Source organism: Sneathiella sp. (assembly GCF_047631475.1).
In the GTDB taxonomy this organism is placed as follows: domain Bacteria; phylum Pseudomonadota; class Alphaproteobacteria; order Sneathiellales; family Sneathiellaceae; genus Sneathiella.
In genome coordinates, this window is record NZ_JBLHZT010000051.1 from 1 (window position 1) to 23682 (window position 23682).

General features: G+C 45.1%; 29 protein-coding genes and 1 tRNA gene. 6 read left to right on the plus strand and 24 right to left on the minus strand.

Translation table 11 applies throughout. The annotated features are described in order from the left end of the window. A partial coding sequence (locus ACJAYR_RS15960) for a hypothetical protein (protein ID WP_415237527.1) occupies nucleotides 1-565 on the minus strand: 565 nt, incomplete at its 3' end. Between the two features lie 163 nt (nucleotides 566-728). Here ACJAYR_RS15960 and ACJAYR_RS15965 point away from each other — a divergent pair. Then, complete coding sequence (locus tag ACJAYR_RS15965; RefSeq protein ID WP_415237528.1) at nucleotides 729-1457, plus strand: HNH endonuclease; 729 nt, start codon at nucleotides 729-731, stop codon at nucleotides 1455-1457. Here ACJAYR_RS15965 and ACJAYR_RS15970 read toward each other — a convergent pair. From ACJAYR_RS15970 to ACJAYR_RS16005, 8 genes are all read right to left on the minus strand, one after another. Then, nucleotides 1442-2155, minus strand: coding sequence for an SAM-dependent methyltransferase (locus tag ACJAYR_RS15970; protein ID WP_415237529.1), 714 nt, complete (start codon nucleotides 2153-2155; stop codon nucleotides 1442-1444). The genes ACJAYR_RS15965 and ACJAYR_RS15970 overlap by 16 nt on opposite strands. A 372-nt stretch (nucleotides 2156-2527) precedes the next feature. Then, complete coding sequence (locus tag ACJAYR_RS15975; RefSeq protein ID WP_415237530.1) at nucleotides 2528-2842, minus strand: hypothetical protein; 315 nt, start codon at nucleotides 2840-2842, stop codon at nucleotides 2528-2530. A gap of 4 nt (nucleotides 2843-2846) precedes the next feature. Further along, nucleotides 2847-3170 carry a hypothetical protein gene (locus ACJAYR_RS15980; RefSeq protein ID WP_415237531.1) on the minus strand — a complete coding sequence of 108 codons (324 nt, stop codon included), beginning with the start codon at nucleotides 3168-3170 and terminating at the stop codon, nucleotides 2847-2849. A 13-nt stretch (nucleotides 3171-3183) separates the two neighbouring features. Next, entirely contained in the window at nucleotides 3184-3459 is a 276-nt protein-coding gene (locus ACJAYR_RS15985) for a hypothetical protein (RefSeq protein ID WP_415237532.1), read from the minus strand. 178 nt (nucleotides 3460-3637) lie between these two features. Continuing rightward, nucleotides 3638-4042: a hypothetical protein gene (locus ACJAYR_RS15990; RefSeq protein WP_415237533.1), complete on the minus strand. Its 405-nt coding sequence runs from the start codon at nucleotides 4040-4042 to the stop codon at nucleotides 3638-3640. Between the two features lie 3 nt (nucleotides 4043-4045). After that, nucleotides 4046-4639, minus strand: coding sequence for a hypothetical protein (locus tag ACJAYR_RS15995; protein ID WP_415237534.1), 594 nt, complete (start codon nucleotides 4637-4639; stop codon nucleotides 4046-4048). A 217-nt stretch (nucleotides 4640-4856) separates the two neighbouring features. Beyond that, nucleotides 4857-5279, minus strand: a complete 423-nt coding sequence (locus ACJAYR_RS16000; protein ID WP_415237535.1) for a hypothetical protein — start codon at nucleotides 5277-5279, stop codon at nucleotides 4857-4859. Then, a complete protein-coding gene (locus tag ACJAYR_RS16005; RefSeq protein ID WP_415237536.1) occupies nucleotides 5279-5599 on the minus strand; it encodes a plasmid mobilization protein in 321 nt (106 codons plus the stop codon). The genes ACJAYR_RS16000 and ACJAYR_RS16005 overlap by 1 nt, the downstream gene beginning before the upstream one ends. A 687-nt stretch (nucleotides 5600-6286) precedes the next feature. Here ACJAYR_RS16005 and ACJAYR_RS16010 point away from each other — a divergent pair. Next, on the plus strand, nucleotides 6287-6730 hold the full coding sequence (locus ACJAYR_RS16010) for a hypothetical protein (protein ID WP_415237537.1): 444 nt from the start codon (nucleotides 6287-6289) through the stop codon (nucleotides 6728-6730). Between the two features lie 12 nt (nucleotides 6731-6742). On the opposite strand, the gene ACJAYR_RS16015 is transcribed toward ACJAYR_RS16010, so the two are convergent. Beyond that, the gene (locus tag ACJAYR_RS16015) at nucleotides 6743-8092 is read right to left on the minus strand and encodes a hypothetical protein (RefSeq protein ID WP_415237538.1); all 1350 of its coding nucleotides are present in this window, start codon (nucleotides 8090-8092) and stop codon (nucleotides 6743-6745) included. Between the two features lie 387 nt (nucleotides 8093-8479). Continuing rightward, a tRNA-Ser gene (locus tag ACJAYR_RS16020) sits at nucleotides 8480-8572 on the minus strand. A 647-nt stretch (nucleotides 8573-9219) separates the two neighbouring features. Between ACJAYR_RS16020 and ACJAYR_RS16025 the strand changes: the two genes are divergently transcribed. Continuing rightward, entirely contained in the window at nucleotides 9220-10356 is a 1137-nt protein-coding gene (locus ACJAYR_RS16025; protein ID WP_415237539.1) for an ATP-binding protein, read from the plus strand. Between the two features lie 287 nt (nucleotides 10357-10643). Here ACJAYR_RS16025 and ACJAYR_RS16030 read toward each other — a convergent pair whose 3' ends face one another. The 11 genes from ACJAYR_RS16030 to folK all read right to left on the minus strand — a co-directional run bounded on the left by ACJAYR_RS16030 (nucleotide 10644) and on the right by folK (nucleotide 19290). Continuing rightward, on the minus strand, nucleotides 10644-10913 hold the full coding sequence (locus ACJAYR_RS16030; RefSeq protein WP_169545252.1) for a sel1 repeat family protein: 270 nt from the start codon (nucleotides 10911-10913) through the stop codon (nucleotides 10644-10646). 223 nt (nucleotides 10914-11136) lie between these two features. Continuing rightward, nucleotides 11137-12057 (minus strand): GTPase Era, encoded by a 921-nt coding sequence (gene era, locus ACJAYR_RS16035; protein WP_169545251.1) that lies wholly within the window; start codon nucleotides 12055-12057, stop codon nucleotides 11137-11139. Continuing rightward, nucleotides 12050-12754 (minus strand): ribonuclease III, encoded by a 705-nt coding sequence (rnc, locus tag ACJAYR_RS16040; protein ID WP_169545250.1) that lies wholly within the window; start codon nucleotides 12752-12754, stop codon nucleotides 12050-12052. The genes era and rnc overlap by 8 nt, the downstream gene beginning before the upstream one ends. After that, nucleotides 12754-13506: a signal peptidase I gene (gene lepB, locus ACJAYR_RS16045; protein ID WP_169545249.1), complete on the minus strand. Its 753-nt coding sequence runs from the start codon at nucleotides 13504-13506 to the stop codon at nucleotides 12754-12756. The genes rnc and lepB overlap by 1 nt, the downstream gene beginning before the upstream one ends. A gap of 86 nt (nucleotides 13507-13592) precedes the next feature. Next, on the minus strand, nucleotides 13593-13997 hold the full coding sequence (gene acpS / locus ACJAYR_RS16050) for a holo-ACP synthase (protein WP_415237540.1): 405 nt from the start codon (nucleotides 13995-13997) through the stop codon (nucleotides 13593-13595). 4 nt (nucleotides 13998-14001) lie between these two features. Continuing rightward, nucleotides 14002-14748: a pyridoxine 5'-phosphate synthase gene (locus ACJAYR_RS16055; protein ID WP_415237549.1), complete on the minus strand. Its 747-nt coding sequence runs from the start codon at nucleotides 14746-14748 to the stop codon at nucleotides 14002-14004. Nucleotide 14749: 1 nt separating this feature from the next. Continuing rightward, nucleotides 14750-15373: a DUF2062 domain-containing protein gene (locus ACJAYR_RS16060; RefSeq protein ID WP_415237541.1), complete on the minus strand. Its 624-nt coding sequence runs from the start codon at nucleotides 15371-15373 to the stop codon at nucleotides 14750-14752. Between the two features lie 15 nt (nucleotides 15374-15388). Next, the gene (gene pyrE / locus ACJAYR_RS16065; RefSeq protein WP_415237542.1) at nucleotides 15389-15976 is read right to left on the minus strand and encodes an orotate phosphoribosyltransferase; all 588 of its coding nucleotides are present in this window, start codon (nucleotides 15974-15976) and stop codon (nucleotides 15389-15391) included. A gap of 12 nt (nucleotides 15977-15988) precedes the next feature. Beyond that, nucleotides 15989-18142 carry a RelA/SpoT family protein gene (locus ACJAYR_RS16070; RefSeq protein WP_415237543.1) on the minus strand — a complete coding sequence of 718 codons (2154 nt, stop codon included), beginning with the start codon at nucleotides 18140-18142 and terminating at the stop codon, nucleotides 15989-15991. Between the two features lie 117 nt (nucleotides 18143-18259). Then, nucleotides 18260-18661 carry a DNA-directed RNA polymerase subunit omega gene (gene rpoZ, locus ACJAYR_RS16075; protein WP_169545244.1) on the minus strand — a complete coding sequence of 134 codons (402 nt, stop codon included), beginning with the start codon at nucleotides 18659-18661 and terminating at the stop codon, nucleotides 18260-18262. A gap of 122 nt (nucleotides 18662-18783) precedes the next feature. Next, entirely contained in the window at nucleotides 18784-19290 is a 507-nt protein-coding gene (folK, locus tag ACJAYR_RS16080) for a 2-amino-4-hydroxy-6-hydroxymethyldihydropteridine diphosphokinase (protein WP_415237544.1), read from the minus strand. Nucleotides 19291-19492: 202 nt separating this feature from the next. On the opposite strand from folK, the gene ACJAYR_RS16085 reads away from it, so the two are divergent. Then, a complete protein-coding gene (locus tag ACJAYR_RS16085; RefSeq protein ID WP_415237545.1) occupies nucleotides 19493-20107 on the plus strand; it encodes an NYN domain-containing protein in 615 nt (204 codons plus the stop codon). Between the two features lie 222 nt (nucleotides 20108-20329). Beyond that, nucleotides 20330-21718: a phospholipase effector Tle1 domain-containing protein gene (locus ACJAYR_RS16090; RefSeq protein ID WP_415237546.1), complete on the plus strand. Its 1389-nt coding sequence runs from the start codon at nucleotides 20330-20332 to the stop codon at nucleotides 21716-21718. 21 nt (nucleotides 21719-21739) lie between these two features. Here ACJAYR_RS16090 and smpB read toward each other — a convergent pair whose 3' ends face one another. After that, nucleotides 21740-22195, minus strand: coding sequence for an SsrA-binding protein SmpB (gene smpB / locus ACJAYR_RS16095; protein ID WP_169545240.1), 456 nt, complete (start codon nucleotides 22193-22195; stop codon nucleotides 21740-21742). A gap of 19 nt (nucleotides 22196-22214) precedes the next feature. Continuing rightward, nucleotides 22215-23090, minus strand: coding sequence for a 4-hydroxy-tetrahydrodipicolinate synthase (gene dapA, locus ACJAYR_RS16100; RefSeq protein ID WP_415237547.1), 876 nt, complete (start codon nucleotides 23088-23090; stop codon nucleotides 22215-22217). Nucleotides 23091-23449: 359 nt separating this feature from the next. Between dapA and ACJAYR_RS16105 the strand changes: the two genes are divergently transcribed. Further along, nucleotides 23450-23682 (plus strand): hypothetical protein (locus tag ACJAYR_RS16105; RefSeq protein ID WP_415237548.1); only part of this gene is annotated, 233 nt, incomplete at its 3' end.

Here is a 23682-nt window from a genome sequence, read left to right on the forward strand (position 1 = left end):
TAGGTATTGAAAGTGAACCATAATAAAATATTATATTGCACGAAGATGTTTGGACCTCCAGTTCACGACTCCTACCATATTCTTTTAATAAAAGATTCAGGCACACATAATCTCGAATTATTGATCTTTTTTTCCCTGCGTCATGCACCGCATTTCCGCGTTTAATTTCGTATGCAGATAGATGCTTTTTTTCACGATCATAAACAATAAGGTCTATTTGGAGAGTTCGCACGGCCTCTCCATATGGCACATCAGTACCAAGAAGTGAGAAAGGGTCTTTCGCCGCATTCACCATATTGTCGGCTACTGCAGAAACTCCAAACATAGGATCATCCCATACTAGAAAATCTAAAGTTTCATATTGTTTCAATGAAAACAGAATGGACTTCTCCAAAACCAGGCCATGACGTTTTTGAGTTGAACCCGCTATGCTGGCCGCATGCGATAATTGTTTTCCCAGTATTGGGTCTTCAACGAAGTCCTTTTTGAGCATTCTATCAATAGTGTCATCAATATACTGAATAATGTGTAACCTCTGAGCATTCGCGATTTCTTGATTATTCACGCCCATTTCCTTTTAAAATATTATTTATTCACGGCGAATAGATGTCAGAAAACTCTATATGCTTGACCGCCCCCAATTTAACTTTCATTAGAGCATTAATGTTTGTAAAATACAACCAATACGGAAAATTAGGTTTTATTTCGAAATGGAGGGTGAGCACTAAATGGAATATTCTGAAGCAGAATTAGTACTGCCAGCTCTTACTTTACTGTCAGAACATACAGAGTTATCAACGACCCAGATGCAGCCGCTTCTTAGAGCAATGCTCCAACCTTCCGGAACAGATCTTATGATACTTTCAGGAAGAACTGATGACCGCTTCAGTCAAAAAGTAAGAAATTTACTAGGCTCCCATCATACACTTGAAAATAAAGGGTTCGCAGTAAAAGAAGGTGATAAATATATCATCACCGAGCTTGGTAAGACCTATTTGCATGAAACTGCAGGTACCCAGGAAGCCCTATCCTCACAGGGATTTAGTGCAATGCAACGTTCAGAAATTGCGGAAAAAGATTTTGAGAATGTTGTTATTGAAGAAGGAGCTGTTCAAATTACCAGCATTAAAACACGCCAGAGATCACGTTTATTAATCGAGTATGCAAAAACTCACTTTTCAAAACAAGGTGTGATTCAGTGTGTTGGGTGCGGGTTTGAGGGACAATCAAAATATGGCGAAATTGGTGCAGGACTGATTGAATTTCATCATTTAGAACCTTTGTATCTAGCTGGAAATGATGGAACTGGAAATGAACTATCTGAGGCAATTACAAAAGTAGTACCTTTGTGCCCGAACTGTCACCGCGTAGTTCACAGGAATAAAGATACGATGTTGTCCATTGAGCAATTACAACAACTAACTCAACATGATCCTAGTAGTCACACATCAAACTGAAATTCAGGCTCAAACAGAGACAATGTTGAGCCATCATCTTTTTGTATTTTTTTAGGTGCTATTGGATATGCGTAGTCGGAGTTCAACTCCAGCTCTTTTCGACAGGGAGGAATCCAGACTGTTTCACATATATCTGCACTGTCTTTCTTCCAAACAATCCAAGCATATCCCGTTGCTGTTGAAGCTTTTTGATCCAGTCGACCTTTGACCATAGGAACTCGTTCAACAAATTGGGCGAATTTTGCAGGCTTATGGACATTAAAAAGTCGCTCGTATCTACCTACACTTTCCAAAAACACTGTTCTTGCAAGTATCGCTACTCCAATATTGCAAACTTCAAGAGCTCTATGAACAAACTCCTCTGCCAATCTAAATGGTGGATTAGTAATTACCCAGTCATAACTTGCCGGAGAATCTACATCTTTTTCTCTATTGCCGAGAAAATCTGCTGTCGAACCATAACCGTAGTTAATAATATCGCTAGCGACAACACTTTGAAAATACTCTTCCAGAGGCTTTGCCATATGCCCCTGTCCACATGCAGGCTCTAAACATGTTTGAGATGAGTGAACTTCATTTCGAATAACATATTTTATCAGCGCTCTGGTCGCCCATGGCGGGGTAGGGAAATTATCAGCGCTCTCTTTCCCTTCATAACGCTGCGACATAACAGCATGGCTAGTATTCTGCATGTTCATCGTTATGTTGTACCTCTATTAAAGCTTTGCATCAATATGTAGTTGTGTCTATTTTTTGTTCACATTATGTTCTTTAAAGCTAAAAGTAAATAGATATCTTGAAATTGAAGCGAAATTAAGTAAAGCCTTTACAGAACATCGGTTCTTTCATTTAAGATTAAAACACAAACTTCCTGCATCCTGACTAAAGAAAACACATAAGAATTAAAGTCATAAATCCGGTAAATCTATTTTGCAAATTCCTATGTCAATTTAAAAGGAGGTTGTAAAAAAGCCCGCAGTTGCCAGTTACGGCTTACTGAGAGCTTTTATTTTAGCTAGAGAGATCTGAGCCCCCAATATTCACTTCAATATAGGAGCATATCAACTCTTTCAAAACCCACCCCTAAACACCTCGTGCGGCAGGTTCCCCATCTCTTCAAAACTATCGAGATACGACGTGACCTGTTTTTGGCGGATAATTTCAAGGGGCGGATGGCCGCCCCTTTTTTGTACCTCTTCCTTTACATCCTGATCTGACAGAAGCCCGGGTATCTGGAGCTCCTTCTGATGATTGAGAATGAAGTCGTGGAGTTCATCTTTACGGAAATCTTCTGCTTCCGGATCATCCAGGGGATGGCCAAGAACAAGCCGGGATCGATTTTGGTCAAAGTAATAAACGGTAGTCATGTTTTCTGTGTAGGCCATGATATTACTCCTTGTCAGATGTTACGTTGTTTGGTGATGAGGCATGCTGGGCTTCAATGGTGTAGTTGTAAATGCTGGAGACTAGAATGGGCCCTTGCCCACCAAGCCCTTCCACCACTTCAATGATCTGATCATTGGAGACGTTTGATCGGACTTCCATCTTCTGACCATGTTTCATGGTAAAAGACATGGCCTCTTCATATTCTTGGCCAGTCAGTTCCTTATCCAGAACCGCAGCAGCCCGATGAACAATCTTAGGAGGCGGGCTAGTAAAATAGGTAATTTCGACGAGATGTTGCTCGTTGATAACAGAACGATTATGAGACATGACTTATCCTTTCTTAATTAACATCTGCTGGAAGGAGGAGAAGACTGTCAATCTTCCGTGTGATCATGACCGGCCCAAAGCCCTTGCGCTTCTGGACGGCTTTAATGATTTCGGCATCCGTGGCACAGCCGTCGCCCATAAAGCCTTCATTATATGTTTCAAAGAAAAGAAGAGCTGCCTTGCGTTCATCGTCAGATGCAGCACCGCCAGTCATGGCAGGGATGAAGAATTCGGGTGGTTTTTTGGTAAAGTAAATCGCCTGTGTAACAGCGGTTGAATCAATTTTCATAAGATATCCTCTTGATGATGTGAGTGTTAGAATGTTTGTCCGGACACCCGTCCCGCCGGACAAACATTCCAATGCGCACCATCCACCAAGGGTATCTAACGCTCAAAGTCAGTATCTCTTCTTTTAGATTGGATGTTCTTAGTCGATTTCGATCGCAACTGCTCTAGTTCTCGGGATTTCATCTTTTGAACGTACTGTTTAATAAGCCGATTAAATCCTTCAAGCCTGAGAGAAGTGACTCTTGCGGTTTGTACGCCTCTTCTAAGTCGCGCAGTAAATTCTCCTGCTCGTCGAACTGCATTGAGCATTCGCTCACCGAGTTTGTTCGCTCTTCGAGCAATCTTAGTGAAGAACTCAGCATAGTCATGCGTTCGTCGAACATACACTCTTGATTGCTCATCCAGTTCCTCAACCAGTCTTTCATGACTTCGACCTGCCGCTCGGACTCGAGCACAACAATCGTCAATCTCTTCACTGCACTCTCCAATTCGCGCAGCCGCTCGTCGATCTCGTTGTTGAAGTTTTCGTTCTGCTCGATCAGCAAACGTTGAATTGGAGTCGTCGTATCGATGATTTTGTTCATCCGCTACTGTCCTTTCAGTTGAATCCAGTGCCCGCTTCGCTCCTGGAGGATTTTGCCACGCTGATGTTCCTCCACTTGGATCCAGATCTTGTCCTCCACCGTTGTCATTTGTAGTTGGGAGAGGCTCGACAAAATTCCCGTCAATTCTTGGATTGTCGCAATTTCGGAAATCTGCTGAGACAGACGATTGTTGTTCTCTACTATCGCCGATGTCGTTCGATGGACTACCCAGAAACCACTCGACAGTACTCCAATCAAGATTAGGCAAAGCAGTATCGAAATCGGTTTGAACGGCGACGAAACCACGATTGGCGTTTGCTGGTCGTAGAACGGCGGTCTTTTCTGACTGGAAGCGGTTGATATTTTGCTCAGCTCTTCTATCAGTGTATCCATCAAGCGTCTCTCGAAGTTCTCGAAGTTTTCGTTCATATGCTTCAGGATCAGGGTCTGATCGTTCTGCTTCTGGCGAAATGTCTTCGATAGATCGGAACTGTTCTTCGAAAACAGCGCCGTCGAGTCTAAGGTTTTGTTTTCCTCCGGGTTGCCTGACGGAAATTGCTTTCTTTGTTTGTCTTGCGACGATGAATCCTGCATCAATTAGTCTTTCCTTAACATCGTGTATGTTTTCAATTTCACCTGCTAAGATCAACTCGTAGATTCCGGCATAGATTTCACTCCGAAGCTTTTCTCGTGGAGGAATTTGATCAGGTGAAAGATGGCGTAGGTAGCCGGGCTGTTTAAACAGCCGTCGGCGACCTGGTTCTGTGGGAGATGCCCATCCATATTTATGGTTAAAAAAATCCCTCAGAGCGTTTCAGGGGTCATGCGCCCCGGGTGGATACATATTGTACGACCGCTGCTTTGGGTCCATCAAACGACGCGGATAAACAAAGTGGTACTCTGCCCGTTCTCCACCTGTATGTCGGTGCTCGACCCAAACGCCAGGTGGACGCCAATCGAGAGGTATGCCTGCAAACGCAAGGGTTTCGACCTCTTCAATAAGTTCACCGAGATTGTCTCTCGTTACACTATCCTCAACAGCAAAACTCAACACCATTGAGGTGTATTTTAGCTGGTGCGGAGAAGCATCGATGAATGCTCCAACCAAGTTGGGGTTGCCATACACAAGAACCGGAGCCGGAACTCGCAGACGACCTTTCGCATCGAATTTAGATAAAAAATAGCCAAAGGCCTTAGATGCAGGTCCACGCCCATTTCGAAGATGCTTGATCAGCATTACTTCCTCCTTTTCACATGAGCTATTAACTGCTCCAACATTTCCTCACATTGGCAAATGCTGATGGTGATGGGTCGAGTAAAAGGATTGTGCGGATGCATGTTACAATGCTTGGAGATCTGGTTGAAGTTTCTGCCGATTGCATTTACTGCCGCTATCAACTCAGACAGATCTTGCCGTGGCTGAATAATTGAAATGACCGCTGTTTGACGTAGAAAATCAGACAAACTCACACCAGCCATCATGGCACGCGTTTTGATTTTCTGCTTCTCCGACGGGCGGACTTTGAGATGCAGGCGCTCTGTGTATTTTTCACTCATCGACAGCACCTCCGCATACATATGCGCAGAGGGGGATCCAAGGGGGAGCTTGCTCCCCTTTGGCCAGGTCCATTGAGAGTACTGATCCAATTTTTCTACGGCTGAACGCCGTAAAAAATTGATGAGCTGTACGCACAATGGGGTCCCTGGCGAACGAGCAAAAAGAGAAACAATTCAGCATTCCTCATCCTCCCGTTTTAGTTGGTAAAATGAAACATCTCCTTTAAGTGAAGGAAAGTTGTCATTGGCAATGACAGTTTTTAATTTTTGAATTTGCTTAACATTCAGTCCATATCGAACTACAATTAATCTAGTTACTATTTTCACAAAACATCCTTTCAATAACTGGTGGATATTTTTCAAATACGTAAATAGAAAATTTTCCCAACTGTTTTGAGCAAAATAAAAATAATAAAGTGCTTGGAAAAAAATAATTTTTTCTTATATCCCCGCGATTCTTTATTATGCACCAATCAATAGGTATATCTTTTCTAATTTTTTATTTTTAAAAAATATTTTTTTACTTACATACAAATGGATACCTGAAAACCTAAAACAGTATTTGTACCTGTATCTATTATGTCCTTTATCAAATTTGAAAATTGTGAGCTTGTCTCGCCCCAGTTAGACGAACCTGATAGAACCATTTTTCCAAATGGCGTTTATCGGTGCGACATCAGCCTCCCCTTGTCAGAAGCAGATCTCAAAATCAAAGAAATTGGAAAAGTAGCAAAAGCGCACCACAAGGACCTTAGTCCACACGCTATATCAAATCTCTGGTGGCGAAGAGAAAAATTTGCTCATGAAAAAGAGGACCAAGTGACGTTCAAACTTCGTGCGCTCAATTATACAAAGCTGGATGGATCGATAGTGGATTGCTGCCCCAAATTTATAAGTTCAGATTGTAAAAAGATTTTATCAGAAGCCCCTGGACATGAAAGTCTCTGCAATGTCGCCGCAGAATTGCTTTGCTACACGGCAAATGACTTTAAAGGGCTCGCCCTGATCCCAATTGGCATTCAAGTTCTGAAATTTGTTGGCCATACTCCAGCCAATGACTTTGCATCTGAAATGGGCTTTGAACCAGTGAATGAAATATCTGCAGCAAAAACCCTTGATGACCAAAATTAATCCCTTAGATGCTTACTCAAGTTTTAAAGCAGGTATTGGTTTAATGTTCTTTTTAGTAACAGGATCTCGATATCCGAGCCCAACTTGAATTAACTCAAGTGCTTGGCTCTTCTCTTCCACTAGTTGACGAGGAGATAAATTACCAATTTCCACCATGGGTTTATCCAACAACTCCGCGACGTAATTATCTCCGAAATGATATCTTAGAAAAGCCATCACTTCCTTGATCCGCATTTCCACAAAACTAGAACTCTCGCTTTGAATGGAAGAAGTAGAAGAATGATAAGCAGTAGATGAGAACGAATTGTTTGATAAATGGCCCTCATCAGGACGGATGGAAAACAAAGTATCATTGGAGAAATTAGCAGGGCCTTCTTGCATTTGCTCACGACCAAATTCATCCTCATAGGCATTTTTCGATTTCACCATATGTGTTTGATGAATATTCTCTCTCAATCGTTTAAAGCTATCTTTAAGTAAATTTGGGTGCCCATCCCACCATAAAGAGTATCCTTCTTTCAGGTTTCTACGAACAATATTGATTAACGTTTCTTGGGCCTTGGCAGTTTTCTCGCCTTGCTCAAAATTATTCGCGTCCACTTCTGTATTCGGAGAGATCACTTCAAAACGATCTCGTTCAAATTTAATTATGTGGGGCCTGTCTCTTCCTTCAGGAAATGTGGTTATTGACTCTGGAAACCCGTCCTTCATGTTAATCTGGTATTTAATTTTTTGTTCTTTTAGGGATTTCAAAAATTTTTTTGCTGTCTCAAATAGTTCCTCAATTTCCACTAGTATTCCAAGGCATTGAGAGGTGATAGCAGCTATCCCCTTATCATCACATGACGCATTGAATATACTAGAATGTGTCACACTAGGAAGACCGCCTTTACGACCTTTTTTAAAAAACCAATACAAAGCACTGACAGCTCCACCACACAAAATTTTCTCAGTTTTCTCAATCACCTCTTTACTTCGAGTACCTGTCTCGAATTCAAAACCAATCCGGAAGCCTGAAGCCTCTCTTTCACAGACGAGATCACAAATAATGTCTTCAAACTTAGCTTCCGGGGTGACTTTCCAACCAAGACCTGCCGCCATCTGAGCAACTGACGCCACAATCGCATCATGAGCCTCACCAGTCTTTTTCGCGTGACAATTTTGAAGAGTATATGGGGGATGCGAAAAATGTCGGATCATTGTTTCCGAGCTTTTGGGAAGTGCATTTACGCCACAACAAGGTAGTTTGAGTCTTTTTGCTTGTGCCGCTTCGATAGCTCCGTACCATTGCTTATCAGACAACTCATAAGCAAGTACATCTTGTGTACCATCTTTTTCTTTAATAACTGCTCTTTGAGGCATAGCTTCTCGATTTATTTATTGGGTTGTCAAATCGAACTCAAACCTAATGTTACTTAATTATTTTAGAGCCTAAAGCGACTAATAGAATCCTACTTATGATTAATGTTAAATAATTAAAGGTATGATCAACAAAAATCTCAACTAAGTAAGTCCCCCATGGGGACGAAGAACACAATAGAATATTTTTGAGGTCTCTACATACACTCGCCTTCACATATGAAATGAATATTCGTGCTCTAGATAAGATCCAATTAAAGACCATAGACATATGCAAAATGTCTCTGTACTGTAATTTGTACGGTTTTTTGTACGGTTTTGGGAAATTTTGAAAAATCGGCGTTTTGATTTTTATATATTTTTCAACGCCTTACAGATAACTGTAATTTATGGCGGTGAAGGTGGGATTCGAACCCACGATGGAGCTATCAACCCCATACTCCCTTAGCAGGGGAGCGCCTTCAGCCACTCGGCCACTTCACCGTTGCGCGCAATATGGCAGAATTTCTATAGGTTGCAACCCCTTTTTTAAAATTGGGATATTTTTTGTTTATGCGGAACGAAGCGCGCATAAAACAAAGTAATCGACCCAATCTCCATCCCCGACAGCCCCACATTTGTTCTATATATGTTCCGATCAGATCCCTCGCGCCACTGGTTTGTACACACCAATAGGTAATCATCAAGCCCCGTTTTGGCTCGATCCTAATGGACGATTATTCCGAAAAATGTTTTCAGCAGGGTACGGTGCCCCCTCACCCGCGAGTGAACAGCGATCCAACAGGTTTATAACGCGGGTGATAAGGTGGGAGGCGCGTAAATATTTCCTCCCCATACCGCCTGCCTGCAAAAGGTTAACGGATCAAGGAGACGGCAAAACCTTTAACGAGAACGAATGATGTTGCTCATCCACAAACCTTTGTTTTTACTTTGATTTTTACAACAAAACTCGTATAACGAATTTTATTAAAATTCTAATCACCTAATTCAATTAACGTTCTGTTAACATATTCAATTTACGATTTTTTTTTGAAAAATCGAACGTGGCGCCCATTCTACAGGGCAACCTGCAACAATGATTTGACCGGGACATAACGGTTAGGCGCACAATAACTAAAGGGGCTGGCAATTTGGAGACTGTCTTATTAGATGCTCTCGAAAGTATTTCGGATGCTTTTGTCATTTATGACGATGGCGGTCATCTTGTCACCTGCAATGCCAAATTTCGTGAACTTTACCAATATTCAGAAGAAGAAACCGCCCCCGGTGTCCATTACCAGGAATTAGGTAAAATTGATGTCTCCCGTGGTAATGTTGTGATTTCTGACACCTCTCAATCAAAAGAGGACTATCTGGATCAGAAGAAGGAATATCGCCAAAGACTGGAAGGTTCTTTTATTGTTCAACTTAAAGATAAAAGATGGATCAAAACGACAGACCGGCGCCTTAGCAGTGGCGGTTTTGTGTCTATCCAACGGGACATTACAGAAGAAAAAAGAAACGAAGAAGCGTTGCTGAACGCGAAGAAAACCGCTGAACTGGCCAATCGGGCAAAATCAGAATTTCTGGCGAATATGAGCCATGAGTTAAGAACACCCCTAAATGCGATCATCGGGTTCTCATCCCTGTTGTCCGAGGCCGTCTATGGACCGCATTCGGATCAACGATATCAGGAATATGCACGCGATATTGAAGAGGCAGGCTCACATCTTTTAACCCTTATCAATGAGGTGCTGGATCTTTCAAAAGTTGAGGTTGGTGATATCGTTCTAAATGAAAAAACAACAGATATCTGGCAGATCAGCCAATCCTGCAAGGCGCTGACCGGTCAAAAGGCCAAGGAGAACAAGGTTCGCCTCAACATTAAAATTGATCCCCCCACCCTTCGCATTCACGCTGACCCGATTAAACTGAAACAGATTTTGGTCAATCTGGCATCCAATGCCATAAAATTTTCAAAACCAGACGGCACTGTTGATATTTTTTGGTCCCTCGAAAAAAATAAAATCAAGCTTATGGTGACAGACCATGGCGTTGGTATTGAAAAAGAATTCCTGCCCCATATCTTTGAGCCTTTCAGGCGCAGTCAGATTGCATCGATGCTGAATTATGAGGGAACAGGGCTTGGCTTGACACTGGTCAAGAAATTCAGTGATGCCCATGGAGCCGATGTGACACTTTCCAGTATCGCTGACGAAGGAACAACCGTGACGGTAATCTTTCCAAAATCCCGTACATGCTTAGATGAAGAGTTGCTAGTAACCTAGCAGCCTGTTTGCGATTGGATACAGGATGGGGGTTTTGATAGTCGCCTCTAAAAAAGTGTGGTCCAAGGATTAAGTCTTTTCCTTATATGCCCCCACTGCGATAAGATATTCCCTCCAAAATGAGTGATGCTCTGGCATTATCTGAAACACGCCAAAATCAACATCAAAACTCTGCACTCTATATAGACAGGCCGGTATTCGGGACCATCACAGTATGGCCAGCAGATATCAGCGACCCGTTCAAAACCGACGAGACGCGCGCATCTGCCTGGGAGAGCAAAAGGTTCTTAGTGAGACAGATACCATTCGCGGGCTTGTTTCTGCGCAGCCGCAATTTCTTCAGGAGACATGTCTTGAGAGATTTCTGCACGGCATTCACGAGCTTCGACCACACCGTTCATTGCAGCAAGATTGAACCATTTGTGCGCGGTTACAAGATCAAGCGGCACTTCGTCACCTGTAGAGTAAAGCAGTCCGGCCCGAAATTGCTCTTCTGGTAGTCCCTCTTCTGCTCTGGAGAGTTGCATCGAAATTACGCCTGTATCCAACTGTGCCATTATCCTACTCCTCAATAATCAGACAATCGACGGTACGATTTCAAAAAATAATTTAATATGTCGTTTATTACGAAATCATAATGGAGGGTAAATTCTTAAAAATTTGTTTCCAAAAATCCATTTTCAAAATAATTTTAAGGAATTTTTATGGGGCTAAAATACAAAAAAGCCGGCCCTTCAAAAAAGAGCCGGCTTTGCTTATCCGCTAAGGGATTGCCTTATATTAGTTTTTCGGAAATTCCAGTCCCATTTCCTGATATCGTTCGGCATCGTCCATCCATTTTTCACGTACTTTTACAAACAGAAAAAGATGAACTCTTTGCCCAAGGCTTTCTTCAAGTTCTGCACGAGCCAGTTCGCCAATCTTTTTAATGGTCTGTCCGCCCTTACCAAGAATAATCGGTTTATGGTTCGCCCGGGACACATAAATCACCTGATCGATCTTAACCGACCCATCTTTGCGTTCTTCCCATTTTTCTGTTTCAACCGTCAACGAATAGGGTAATTCCTGATTCATTCTCAAAAACAGTTTTTCACGGGTGATTTCAGCCGCCAAACTCCGCATGGGAGCCAGTGCCAACTGGTCTTCTGGATAGAGCCAGGGACCATCAGGCAGCTCTTTAGCAAGCTCTGCGCGCAATTGAGGCACACCATCACCGGTCAAGGCCGAAATCATAAAGACCTTATCAAAAACCCCTTTATCGGTGAGTTCCTTTGCCAATCCAAGGAGGTTCTGTCGCTTGATTGCGTCAATCTTGTTAAGGATCAAATGAGCCGTTTTACCCGCCTGTTGCAGGCCATCGATAATGCGTTCAACATCTTTGGTAATCCCTCGAATGCTATCCACAAGCAAAGTCAGCTTATCGGCGTCCTGTGCCCCTTCCCATGCAGCATTCACCATGGCTTTTTCCAGACGCCGGTTTGGCGCAAAAATACCCGGGGTATCGACGAAAATCATCTGACAGTTATCTTCAATGGCAATTGCCGTTACGCGCGCGCGCGTCGTTTGCACCTTTGGCGACACAATCGCAATTTTCGCCCCCACCAACTGATTTAACAGAGTTGATTTACCGGCATTTGGCGCACCCAGAAGGGTTACATACCCACATTTGGTTCCTTCAGCAGGAATTTCAGTACTATCCATTTCTTTGTTCTTTCAAAAGCTTTTCAGCGGCAAGCTGCTCTGCCCCTCTTTTAGACATAGCGCTCGCACCATAGGTCGGATAGCCCTCGACAAATACTTCGATTGTAAATGTTCTGGCGTGATCCGGTCCGCATTCATTAATAACCGTATATACGGGAATGGGTTTACCCTGCTTGGCAGCCCATTCCTGAAGGGCCGATTTAGGATCTTTATTTTTTGCGCTTTTGTTATCAAGCCGGCACCACCAGTTGGCCTCGATAAACTGGCGGGCGACCTTCATGCCGCCATCCAGATACAGGGCCGCGATCAGGGCTTCAACACAATCTTCCAGGATAGACGGGTTTTCACACCCACCCGCAGCCTGCAAATCCTCTGACATCAGAATATAATCTTGCAGATCCAGTTGCTGTGCGATTTCAGCAAGCGTTTCTTTTCGAACCTGCGCATTATATCGGCGCGACAATTCGCCTGCCTCAGCCCCTTTAAAACGCTGAAAAAGCTCTTCACTTATTACAAGCCCGAGAACTCTGTCGCCCAGAAACTCCAGACGGTCATAGTCCCGTATCTGCCCTTTTCTGCGCTTCCCTCCCTTGGTCAGGGACGAGTGTGTCAGCGCTTCTTCAAGCAAGCTTTCGTCGTTAAAATTATGGCCAATCTTGACCATAAATTGATGCAGGGGTTTCTTATTACTAGGCATTAATTCAACATTGTCAGCACGCGTTCCCAACGGGTTGCAAACGGTACTTCCCAAATTTCAAGGAAGCTGGTGCCCCCTTCAAGGGAGTAAAAGATAACTTCGGCCCGACCAACAAGATTTTCAATAGGGATATAACCGACCTGAGACAAAAAGCGACTGTCTGTAGAATTATCGCGGTTATCCCCCATCCCGAAAACATGTCCCGCCGGGACCGTATAAACGCCTGTATTGTCGGCCGTGCTATTTTTGACAACATCGATTGTCATATAAGACACGCCGTTCGGCAGTGTTTCTTCATATTGCGTATAACGCCGGACATTACCATGAATGTCGCGATCAACATAATCGTCGACCTTTTTGCGGGTTACGGCTTTACCGTTCAAATATAAAACACCGTCGCGCATCTGAAGTTTGTCGCCGGGCAGACCAACAATCCGTTTGATGTAATCGATGGGCTCTCCAACTGGTTTTTTGAAAACCGCAACGTCCCCGCGCTTTGGTAGATCTTCCAGAATACGGCCTTCAAATGGACCCATGCTGAAAGGAAACGAATGCTTGCTAAACCCGTATGAATACTTAGACACAAAAAGGTAGTCGCCAATTTTCAAAGTAGGCAGCATGGATTCTGATGGAATTTTAAACGGCTCGAAAGCAAATGTTCTAATTACCATTGCTATCAAAACGGCATAAACGACCGTACGAACGGTTTCCCCAAACCAGCCTTCGTCTTTTTTTGCCACGTCTTCTTTCATCAAAATCGCCTAACTGTTTTTTGTATCAGGCTCCGCAATGGAAGCCTGAATTTCAAATTCAAATTATTTAAATTACTTACTATAGATTATTGGGCCAGTTTAACAGCTTCTATCATAACAAAAGACTCAGCTATCGGCGGTTCATCTGTAATGGTTAGATGAATGACCGCCTCCATACCCTCTGGTGTAATTTCCTGCAAACGTTTTAATGCACCGCCTGTCAGTTTCATGGTCGGCTTTCCAGACGGCAGATTGACCACCCCCATATCTTTCCAGAAAACCCCTTTGCGAAATCCCGTCCCCAATGCTTTTGAACAGGCCTCTTTTGCCGCATATCTTTTGGCATAAGATTCCACCCGGTTCATCCGTTTATCAGATTTTGTTTTTTCAACATCCGTATAAATTCGGTTCAAAAAACGCATTCCGAACCGATCAATGGTTTTTTCAATACGACGGATATCAATCAGGTCGCTTCCAATTCCGATAATCATAAATTCAGGTTTCCGGAATTTGCGCGCGGGCCTCATCCATAAGATGACGCATTTTCTGAATAGCTGGCACAAGACCCGAGAAAATCGCTTCTCCGATCAGGAAGTGCCCAATATTCAATTCAACCACGGTCGGGATCTGTGCAATCGGCGCAACCGTATCGTAGGTCAGACCGTGACCGCAATGGCATTCGATTCCAAGTTTCTCGGCAACCTCCGCACCCTGCTGTATACGCTTCAACTCTGCCGCCTGCTTATCGCCCGAGACAGCATCACAAAAGGGACCAACATGAAATTCGACAATATCAGCACCCAGATCCGCTGCGGCTTCCAACTGTTTGGCGTCGGGTTCGATAAATAACGAAACCCGGATATTTTTTGACTGCAGGCTTGAAACATAATAAGTCAGCGCATCCTTACTGCCGACAACATCCAGTCCGCCTTCAGTCGTGCGCTCTTCGCGCTTTTCAGGCACCAGACACGCCGCGTGCGGCGTATGCATCAACGCGATATCCAGCATTTCCTGGGTCGCTGCCATTTCAAAATTCAATGGAATGCTTAGATTGGCCGCGAGTTTAGTAATATCGCCATCGGCAATATGCCTGCGGTCTTCCCTAAGATGAGCAGTAATCCCGTCGGCGCCAGCCTTTTCCGCCATTTTCGCCGCTCGCAAAGGATCTGGATGAACGCCGCCCCTTGCATTACGGATTGTTGCGACATGATCAATATTTACGCCCAGTCTTAAATGTTTCATTTCATCCACGGTTATCCAGTGTTTCCTGACCAGCGGTTTTCTCTTTTGGTATTCGCTGGGAGCGCGCTGCAAATAATGCATCCGCTCGTCTCGCATGAAATTTACGAATAAGTGCGCGCAAGGGATAGAAAAAAATGATCCAGACGACAATAAAGACAGGAATAGACCCGATCAGCATGGGAAAAAGAACATCGCCGAAAATATTCGACACGCTTTGCCAGCCATTTTGAAACAGATTATTGACGAAATGCTCGACCGTATCGGCACCGAAAACGCTACTCTTTGTTCCAGAACGGCCCAGCAACCAAATGCCCAACTTATAAATAAGCGTCCAGATAAAAGGAAAGGTCCACGGATTTCCAACGGCCGTACCGATGGCTGACGCGATGATATTCGCCCGAAACACCCAGGCAAGTAAACCACCTAGAAGAAAATGAAACCCAACAAACGGAGTAAACGAAATTGCTGCTCCAAACGCAAATCCAGCCGCCAACGAATAAGGTGTACCCGGCAACCGCGCAAGGCGATAGCCCAGATACTGTGTCGATCGTTTAAAACCAATCGACGGCCAGAAAAAATTAGCCACCTTCATAATAGTGGTTGGTTTGGAGTTCCGTTTGAACATCTGCGGTCTCTTGTTTTACGTAAGATTGCGGCTACCCGGCTTTATGGCAGGTATTTTCGCAAGCTCTGGTGGCAATTTGTCAGCTTCGTATGTTTTGACATCCATTCCCATCAGAGAAAAGAGTGGTACGCCCACATCAGCAGATCCATTTGATCGGTCGATCAAGCAGGTTGCTCCAACCACGGTCGCGCCAGCAGCCTGAATAACTTCAATACATTCCCGGCTGGATTTTCCTGTCGTCACGATATCTTCAGACATAATCACTCGGGCGCCTTTTTTAAGTTCAAAACCGCGCCTAAATTCAAATTTACCGTCGACGCGTTCCGTAAACATACCCGGAACACCCAGTTGGCGGGCCATTTCATAGCCAACGATCACACCGCCCATGGCAGGCGCGACAACAACATCAACGGCCCCTTCCCCAAGGGACGCGATGACTTTATCCGCCAGCGCTCGGCATAGGATCGCGGCCCGTTCTGGATGCATCAGCACTTTTGCACATTGCAAATAACGATCGGAATGCAATCCAGAGCTCAGAAGGAAATGACCTTCCAGCAATGCTTCAGTTTCCCGAAAATGATCCAATACGTCGTCATGTGTCATTAAAGTGGTTCCTTAATTCGTGGCTCTCTCAACCGAACTGATCACGGGATCAGCCCGTAAGGCCGCCATTATGTTAGTAAGATGCTTGACATCGCGGACCTGCACATCGATCCGCATCTCAAAGAAATCCTCACTGCGATTTGATATCACCAGATTGTTAATATTTCCGTTATTCGCAGCAATTGTGGATGTGATACTGGACAACGCCCCCGGCTCATTTGCCATGACAACATTCATCCGGCCAATCAGCTGTTCACTTTCGTGACCTTCCGTCTGCCAGGAAACGTCCAGCCAACGTTCAGGAACCTCTGCGAACTGCTCCAATGTATCACAATGAATGGTATGAATTGTGACGCCTTTACCTGTTGTGACAATTCCAACGATCCTGTCCCCGGGAAGCGGATGACAACAGCCCGCAAGATGCATCGCCATGCCCGGGATAAGTCCCTTGATCGGCACAGCATGCCGGTCTTTGGACCGTTTTGCCGGTTTTGATTTTTTAAGCGCAAGAACGTCTTTGTCGTCCAGGTTTTTCTTCTCGCCCGGAAAGACGATTTCCAGCAGTTGCCGCCCTGTATGGGTGCCGTCCCCGAGCGAGTAATAGACGTCGTCAATACTGTCCAGGCCCCACACTTTTTGTACAGGTGCCAAAGCTTTTTCAGTAAACGGCTTCCCTTCGGTTCTGAACGCCTTTTCAGCAATAGACTGACCTAATTCTACATACTGATCGCGTTGTTGATGTCGGATGAACCGGCGAATTGCAGATCGGGCTTTCCCGCTAACAACAAAACTTTCCCACGTCGGCGATGGTGTCTGGTTTTTGGATCGTAAGATCTCGACCTGATCCCCATTATGCAAAACAGTCCTGAGAGGCGCCATCCGACCATTGACTTTGGACCCGACGCAGGTATCACCGACCTGTGTATGAACGGCATAGGCAAAATCAACGGGACTGCTGCCCGCAGGTAGGGAAATCAAGTCTCCTTTTGGAGAGAAACAGAAGACTTGATCCTGATACATATTAAGCTTGGTATGTTCCAGAAATTCATCTGGATCAGAGGCTTCTTCAAGAATTTCAAGAAGTTCCCTCAGCCAGCGATATTGCTGTCCTTCAATAACTGCGTCGCCAATTTCCTGCTTATACTGCCAATGAGCCGCAACACCGTATTCATTGGTTTCGTGCATTTCCCGGGTTCGGATCTGGACTTCAATACGTTGCCGTTCCGGGCCGATAATCGTGGTATGCAGGGAGCGGTAGTTATTGCGTTTGGGCGTCGAAATGTAATCCTTAAAACGTCCTGGCACCATCGCATATTTCGCATGCAGGTTCCCCAGCACATGGTAACATTGTTCCACGGTAGAGACGATAATCCGGAAGGCGATAATGTCGGATAACTGTTCAAACGCGACGTTGTTTTTCTCCATCTTTCGCCAAATGGAGTACGGGCGCTTTTCCCGACCGGAAACTTCTGCCTGAAATCCGGCTTCGCTCAGATCGTCTTTCAACGAGCTCACAATTTTCTCGACAAGGTCTTCGCCTTCTGTACGCAAATATTCAAGGCGGCGCAAAATCGAGCGGCGGGCTTCATTGTTCAATTCAACAAAGGCAAGGTCTTCCAGTTCATCCCTGAAATTCTGGATACCAATCCGCTCCGCTAACGGCGCGTAGATTTCCATCGTTTCTGTTGCTATTCGCAACCGTTTCTCTGGTTTCTTGATAAAATGCAGGGTCCGCATATTATGCAGTCGATCCGCAAGTTTTACCAGCAACACCCTGATATCATTGGACATTGCCACAAGCAATTTCGAAAAATTTTCCGCCTGCTTGGTACGATCCGATTGCAATTCCAACTGGGACAGCTTGGTAACGCCGTCTACCAGTGTGGCAATTTCAGATCCAAATATCTGTTGGATTTCATCATGAGTGGCGACTGTATCTTCAATCGTGTCATGCAATAAGGCGGTAATGATTGTCGCCGTATCAAGCTTCAATTCGGTGAGGATACCGGCAACTTCAATGGGATGTGAGAAATAAGGGTCGCCTGAGGCTCTAATCTGACTGCCGTGGGTTTTGACAGTAAATACATATGCACGGTTGAGGAGATCCTCATCCGCCTGTGGATCATAACTAAGAACGCGCTCTACAAGCTCAACCTGTCTTAACATTCACTTTATCCGCGCTCACTCTCCTGGACACACCGAACCTTCTCATTCTATAGAAATAGGGGCCGAGAATTGCCAAGACAACGCTCCGCCCCCATTAACTAGATATAACTTAAAATCTTATGAGAATGGATCTTCGGTCGTATCTGCTGCAGGCTTTTCTGCGCCTGTTTCAGTCGCACCGATTTCGTCTGCCGTAAAAGTTTCGGCTGGCTCGCCTTCCTGTACAACTCCAGCCCATTCAGAACTAGAGCTCATCAAAGCTGCCATATTGTCTTCTTCCGGCTCATCAACCTCAACACGCCGCTGAAGTGTATGGACCAGACTTGTTTTCAGATCATCAAGATCGATGGTTTCATCACCAATTTCGCGAAGTGCAACAACAGGGTTCTTATCGTTGTCACGATCGACAGTCAGCATGGAACCTGCCGCAATACCGCGCGCACGACGGGCAGCTAGTAGGACAAGTTCAAAACGATTAGGAACCTTCTGGACGCAATCTTCAACGGTCACGCGAGCCATAAACAATACTCCAAATGTATATGATTTAAACTTCTTCTTATTCCCTTAGCGAAAAATATGCAAGCCCAAGCGACCTATTTTCCATTAAAAAGGCATTTTTTTTCGGCCTCTAAGTGACGCTGTTAATCTGGCACAATTTCAAACGCCTGTACCGGGCTCAGCCGCGCCAGTAACTCTGCCGCGGATTGTTGCAGTGTTGGATGGACCCAATCGGGGGCTATTTCCGCCAGCGGGGCTAAAACAAAGGCCCTTTCCTGCATAAACGGATGCGGGACAACGCTGCCCTTGGTCTGATCCTGATTAAGCGTAATCTGGTTATCATAGGCCAACAGATCCAGATCCAGAACCCGGGCTTCCCATTTAACTTCTCTTACCCGGCCAAATTCTTTTTCAACTTCATGCAGGCGACTTAACAACCCCTCCATGGGTAGAGAAGTTTCAACTTCGATGACGTTATTCACGAACCACGGCTGATCTGAAACCGGAACCGGCGCTGTTTTGTACCAACTTGAACGTTTAATCACCATCAGATCGGGTTGCTCCAGTGTCCGAATAGCCGCTTTAAGGCTGTTGACAGGCTCACCGTAAACCGGATGCATCAAATTGGCACCCATCCCAATAAAAATCATTTAGTACCTCAAACCTTAAACGGACAAAACAGCCCTGCTTACCTGCCTATCGCCTTCGGAGGCATCTTAGACCCCGGAAATAGTCAGTGTAAAAATTATCGCTGGTGCAAAAAATGCGATTTTGCTATGCATATAAGTGCCGGTATCTCACAAGACCGATACGATGACCAACAAAAATAATAAAGAATTCTGGACAAATCCCATGACATTTTACGCTGAAGAAAGAACGGCCCTATTTATCGACGGGTCAAATCTATATGCATCAGCCCGCTCGTTGGGCTTTGATATTGACTACAAAAAGCTTCTAAGCGAATTCAAGAATAAAGGTCGCCTGGTGCGTGCCTTCTACTATACAGCCTTAATGGAAGAGCAGGAATATTCCCCCATTCGCCCACTCGTGGACTGGCTGGATTACAATGGTTTTACCATGGTCACAAAACCCACCAAAGAATTCACCGATGCAACAGGCCGCCGCAAGCTTAAAGGCAATATGGATATCGAACTTGCCATCGACATGATGGAGTTAAGCGAACGTATCGACCATGCGGTCCTGTTTTCTGGGGACGGTGATTTTCGTCGCCTGGTGGAAGCCATCCAGCGAAAAGGCGTCCGTGTTACTGTGGCAAGTACAGTAAAAACAAGCCCGCCAATGATTGCAGATGAACTGAGACGGCAGGCTGATTTCTTTATCGAGCTTAAAGATATCCAAAATAAAATTGGCCGCGCCGTATCCACCGAAGACCGTACTGACTATGATGAATATGACGATTACGACGACGGATTTGGTCCGTATGACGATATCGAAAAATCTGCCTGATCTCAGCGAAACATACGCTCCGGCCCTTATAAAACCCGCCTCGCCTGTGGCGGGTTTTATTTTTTTCTAATATGCGTTAAATTAGGGACATCATCGTTATTGATAAAATTTTAACTAATTGTTATCGATTTTGAGTGCATTCTTCGCTTAAGACATGGGGGTACGCGTGCCTATGGTGCTGGGTTATTCAAGAGCATCTAGACACTTCTTGGGGTAAGATTGATGACACGTAAACTGGTCGTTTTTAATGACCATAGCTGGATTAAACCCCAGCAACGAAGTGGAAAGCGGGCCGTCACAGGAAATGCGACGCTGGCCTTTCAATGCCTACTGCCTGAAACCACCTCACATGAAAAACAGATTAGCTTCCTGCAAAATGATCAGATTGAAAACCGGCGATTTACTGCGGCCTTTTCCCGCCTGACAGGTCTGGGTTTACGCCGCGAGATTTTCGCGGCCTATCAGTTTCTAATGCAAAACTATATGCACGGTGATGAAATCTATCTTTTCGGAGCGGGGCGCGGCGCCTTCACCATGCAATGTCTGGCTGAAATGATTAGTATTTCCGGCCTTCTCCATATTGACTCCAACAATGGTCTCATGGACGCCTATAATTACAGCCGATTATCTGAAAAAGCCCGCAACGGTGTTTCCGGCAAAGCCCTGCGATCAAAATTCGAGGCTCGCTCGGTTTCTATTACATTTCTGGGATGCTGGGACCCTGTCGGGCATATGGGGGCCCCTACCTTCCTGCTTCGATCTGCAACGCGCTTGTGGTCTGAATTCCATAGAGAACGGGTCTCCGCCAACACTAAATCCGTATATCAGGCACTCGCTCTTGATGAGGTGAATACAGACTTCAAACCAAATGTCCTGTTAGGATCTGACTCCGATCATCTCACCTCAATTGAACAAGTCTGGTTTGCAGGCAAACATTCCAATGTTACCGGTGGTCAGCGAGACAGCCGGTTGTCTGATATAGCCTTAAGATGGATGATCGGAAAAGCCATCCAACACGGTCTTAATTTTGATCAGGAAAAACTGGATGACCTGACGACGCCGGATCCCCTTGGCTGTATAACACCCGATACATGGAGAAGCCGATTAAAAGCCCGTCTTGGTCAACGGGAAAAAATCCGCACTGTCGGCAAGGCCGATGCGGCATTTTCACGAATACAAAAAGCGGGCACCGAAAAAATCCATGTCTCCGTCAAATCCAAGGAACGTAAAGAACCACATTATTCACCACAAGCGCTGGCGTATCTGCCGTTAGGCTCCTTACCCATATGTCAAAATGACGACTTGCCAAAACAGTCTGTCCGTAAATTTGAAAGATTACCGGTAAATTGCCCGGCGACCGTGCTGGTGAGCAGCAGTCGTTTTAACGGGAATTTGCTGGATTTCAGCGAAGGTGGTGCCCGGCTTTGGGTTCCGCTTGACTTGCCTGTGGGCACACCGGTGACAATTCGCTCTTCCCTATTATTTGACGAGGAAAAAACAGGACATGTGGTGTGGATTAAAAACCAGTCTCTCGGACTGGATTTTTCAGGGGATGTAAGCCTTGAAAATACAGATGGCGAAGAGCCGCCAAAACCACGCTATTTACAGTAGCACGGTTGTCACTGAAACAAACTAACTGCTACTTTTGAGCAAGCGCTGCTTTTCTCTGTTCCAGTCACGGCTTTTTTCCGTTGCGCGCTTATCGTGCTGCTTCTTACCAGAGGCCAAACCGATCTTTACTTTGACTTTGCCGCGTTCATTAAAATAAAGCGAAAGCGGTACCAATGTCTTGCCCGCTCGTTGCACCTGCGCTTCCAGTTTCGCCAATTCCCGCCGATGCATCAACAATTTACGCGGCCGGGAAGGTGCATGATTAAATCGGTTTCCAAAGTCATATTCAGCGATATGCGCATTCACAAGATACAAACCATCATTTTCAAAAGAAGCGTATGATTCCTGAATATTTGCACCGCCGGCACGAAGGCTTTTCACCTCCGTACCAACGAGCATGATACCAGCTTCAAACTCATCATTGATGAAATAATTGTACCGGGCTTTCCGGTTATCCGCGATGGTTTTACTTGTCATTTTCCAAACGTCTTCAGGGTTAATCAAGAAGCCCGGCAAATTGCAAGGCCGCCTTGATCTCTTTTTGAACAATCTCAGGCGTTTCGACCAACGGCAACCTAACGGTTGGCTTGCATTTACCCAGCAGGGACAACGCATATTTTACCGGGGCCGGGCTTGCATAAATGAACATTGCCGTATGCAAGGGGGTCAGCAAATCCTGAATTCGCATCGCTTCCTTGACATCCCCGGCAAGACTTGCTTCCTGCATTTGAGAAACCAGCGCCGGTGCTACATTTGACGTCACAGAAATACAGCCGTTTCCGCCATGCGCATTAAAACCGATTGCCGAGCCATCTTCGCCGGAAAGCTGATTAAAGTCAGTACCACAATGCAGCCGCTGCTTGGAAACACGAAACACATCGCCAGTGGCATCTTTTACACCAACGATATTTTTCAGCTTGGACAGCTCGCCCATTGTTTCAGGCGCCATATCGACAATGCTGCGCCCAGGAATATTATAGATATATATGTCTATATCGACAGCATTATTCAATGCTTCGAAATGGGCATACATGCCTTCCTGAGTTGGCTTGTTATAGTAAGGCATCGCAATCAGAACGGCGTCCGCTCCAGCTTTCTGGGCCTGCTGGCTCAAACGGATTGCTTCGGCGGTGTTATTTGATCCCGCCCCTGCCATAACAGGAACGCGCCCGTCAGCGGCTTCAATGCAAAGTTCTACAACACGATCATGTTCCGGGTGGCTCAAAGTTGGAGACTCTCCCGTTGTACCAACTGGCACAAGACCCTTTGTTCCGGATTTTATCTGCCAGTCTACAAAGGATTGGAACGACTTTTCATCCACGCTCTCTCCATCAAACGGAGTAACAAGAGCGGTGAGTGATCCTCTAAACATGACAGTTTCCTTATAATCTAGTCAAAAACATTATTCAGCTTGGGTTGCGTCCTCTCTCATCCCATGAAGCTGAACGGAAGAGTTATAAGCGCATATCGACACTTGGCAAGAAGTAACTGCAATACAAGGCTTCAATTTAACAAATTTCAAGAATAGAAACAGGCTTCCACTGCTTTCACTTGAAATCTTTTCTGCACTGATTGAGCAATAAGACGAATTCCCCTTGAAACACTGCAATCCACATATCAAAGCTTGAAAATCAAGAAGATGTATACAGGTGTTGTCTATAAGATCACCTCTTGATCGCGCCCTCATTCAGAGTATCCTAGCAGCCGCACTCTAGAAAAGGTATTAAACACGTGTCAAACACCGCCGTTCAGCCCGCAACAATCCATTTAAAAGATTATCAGGCGCCCGCCTTCACCATTACGGATGTTCAACTCACTTTTGTGTTGGAAGAAGAAGTAACAACCGTAACATCAGTAATGGAATTTAAACGAAACCGTCTGGGCTCTAATCAGGTCAGACTGAACGGTGAGGAACTGGAACTTCAATCCATACAGGTTGACGGCATCAAACTGGCGCCGACCGA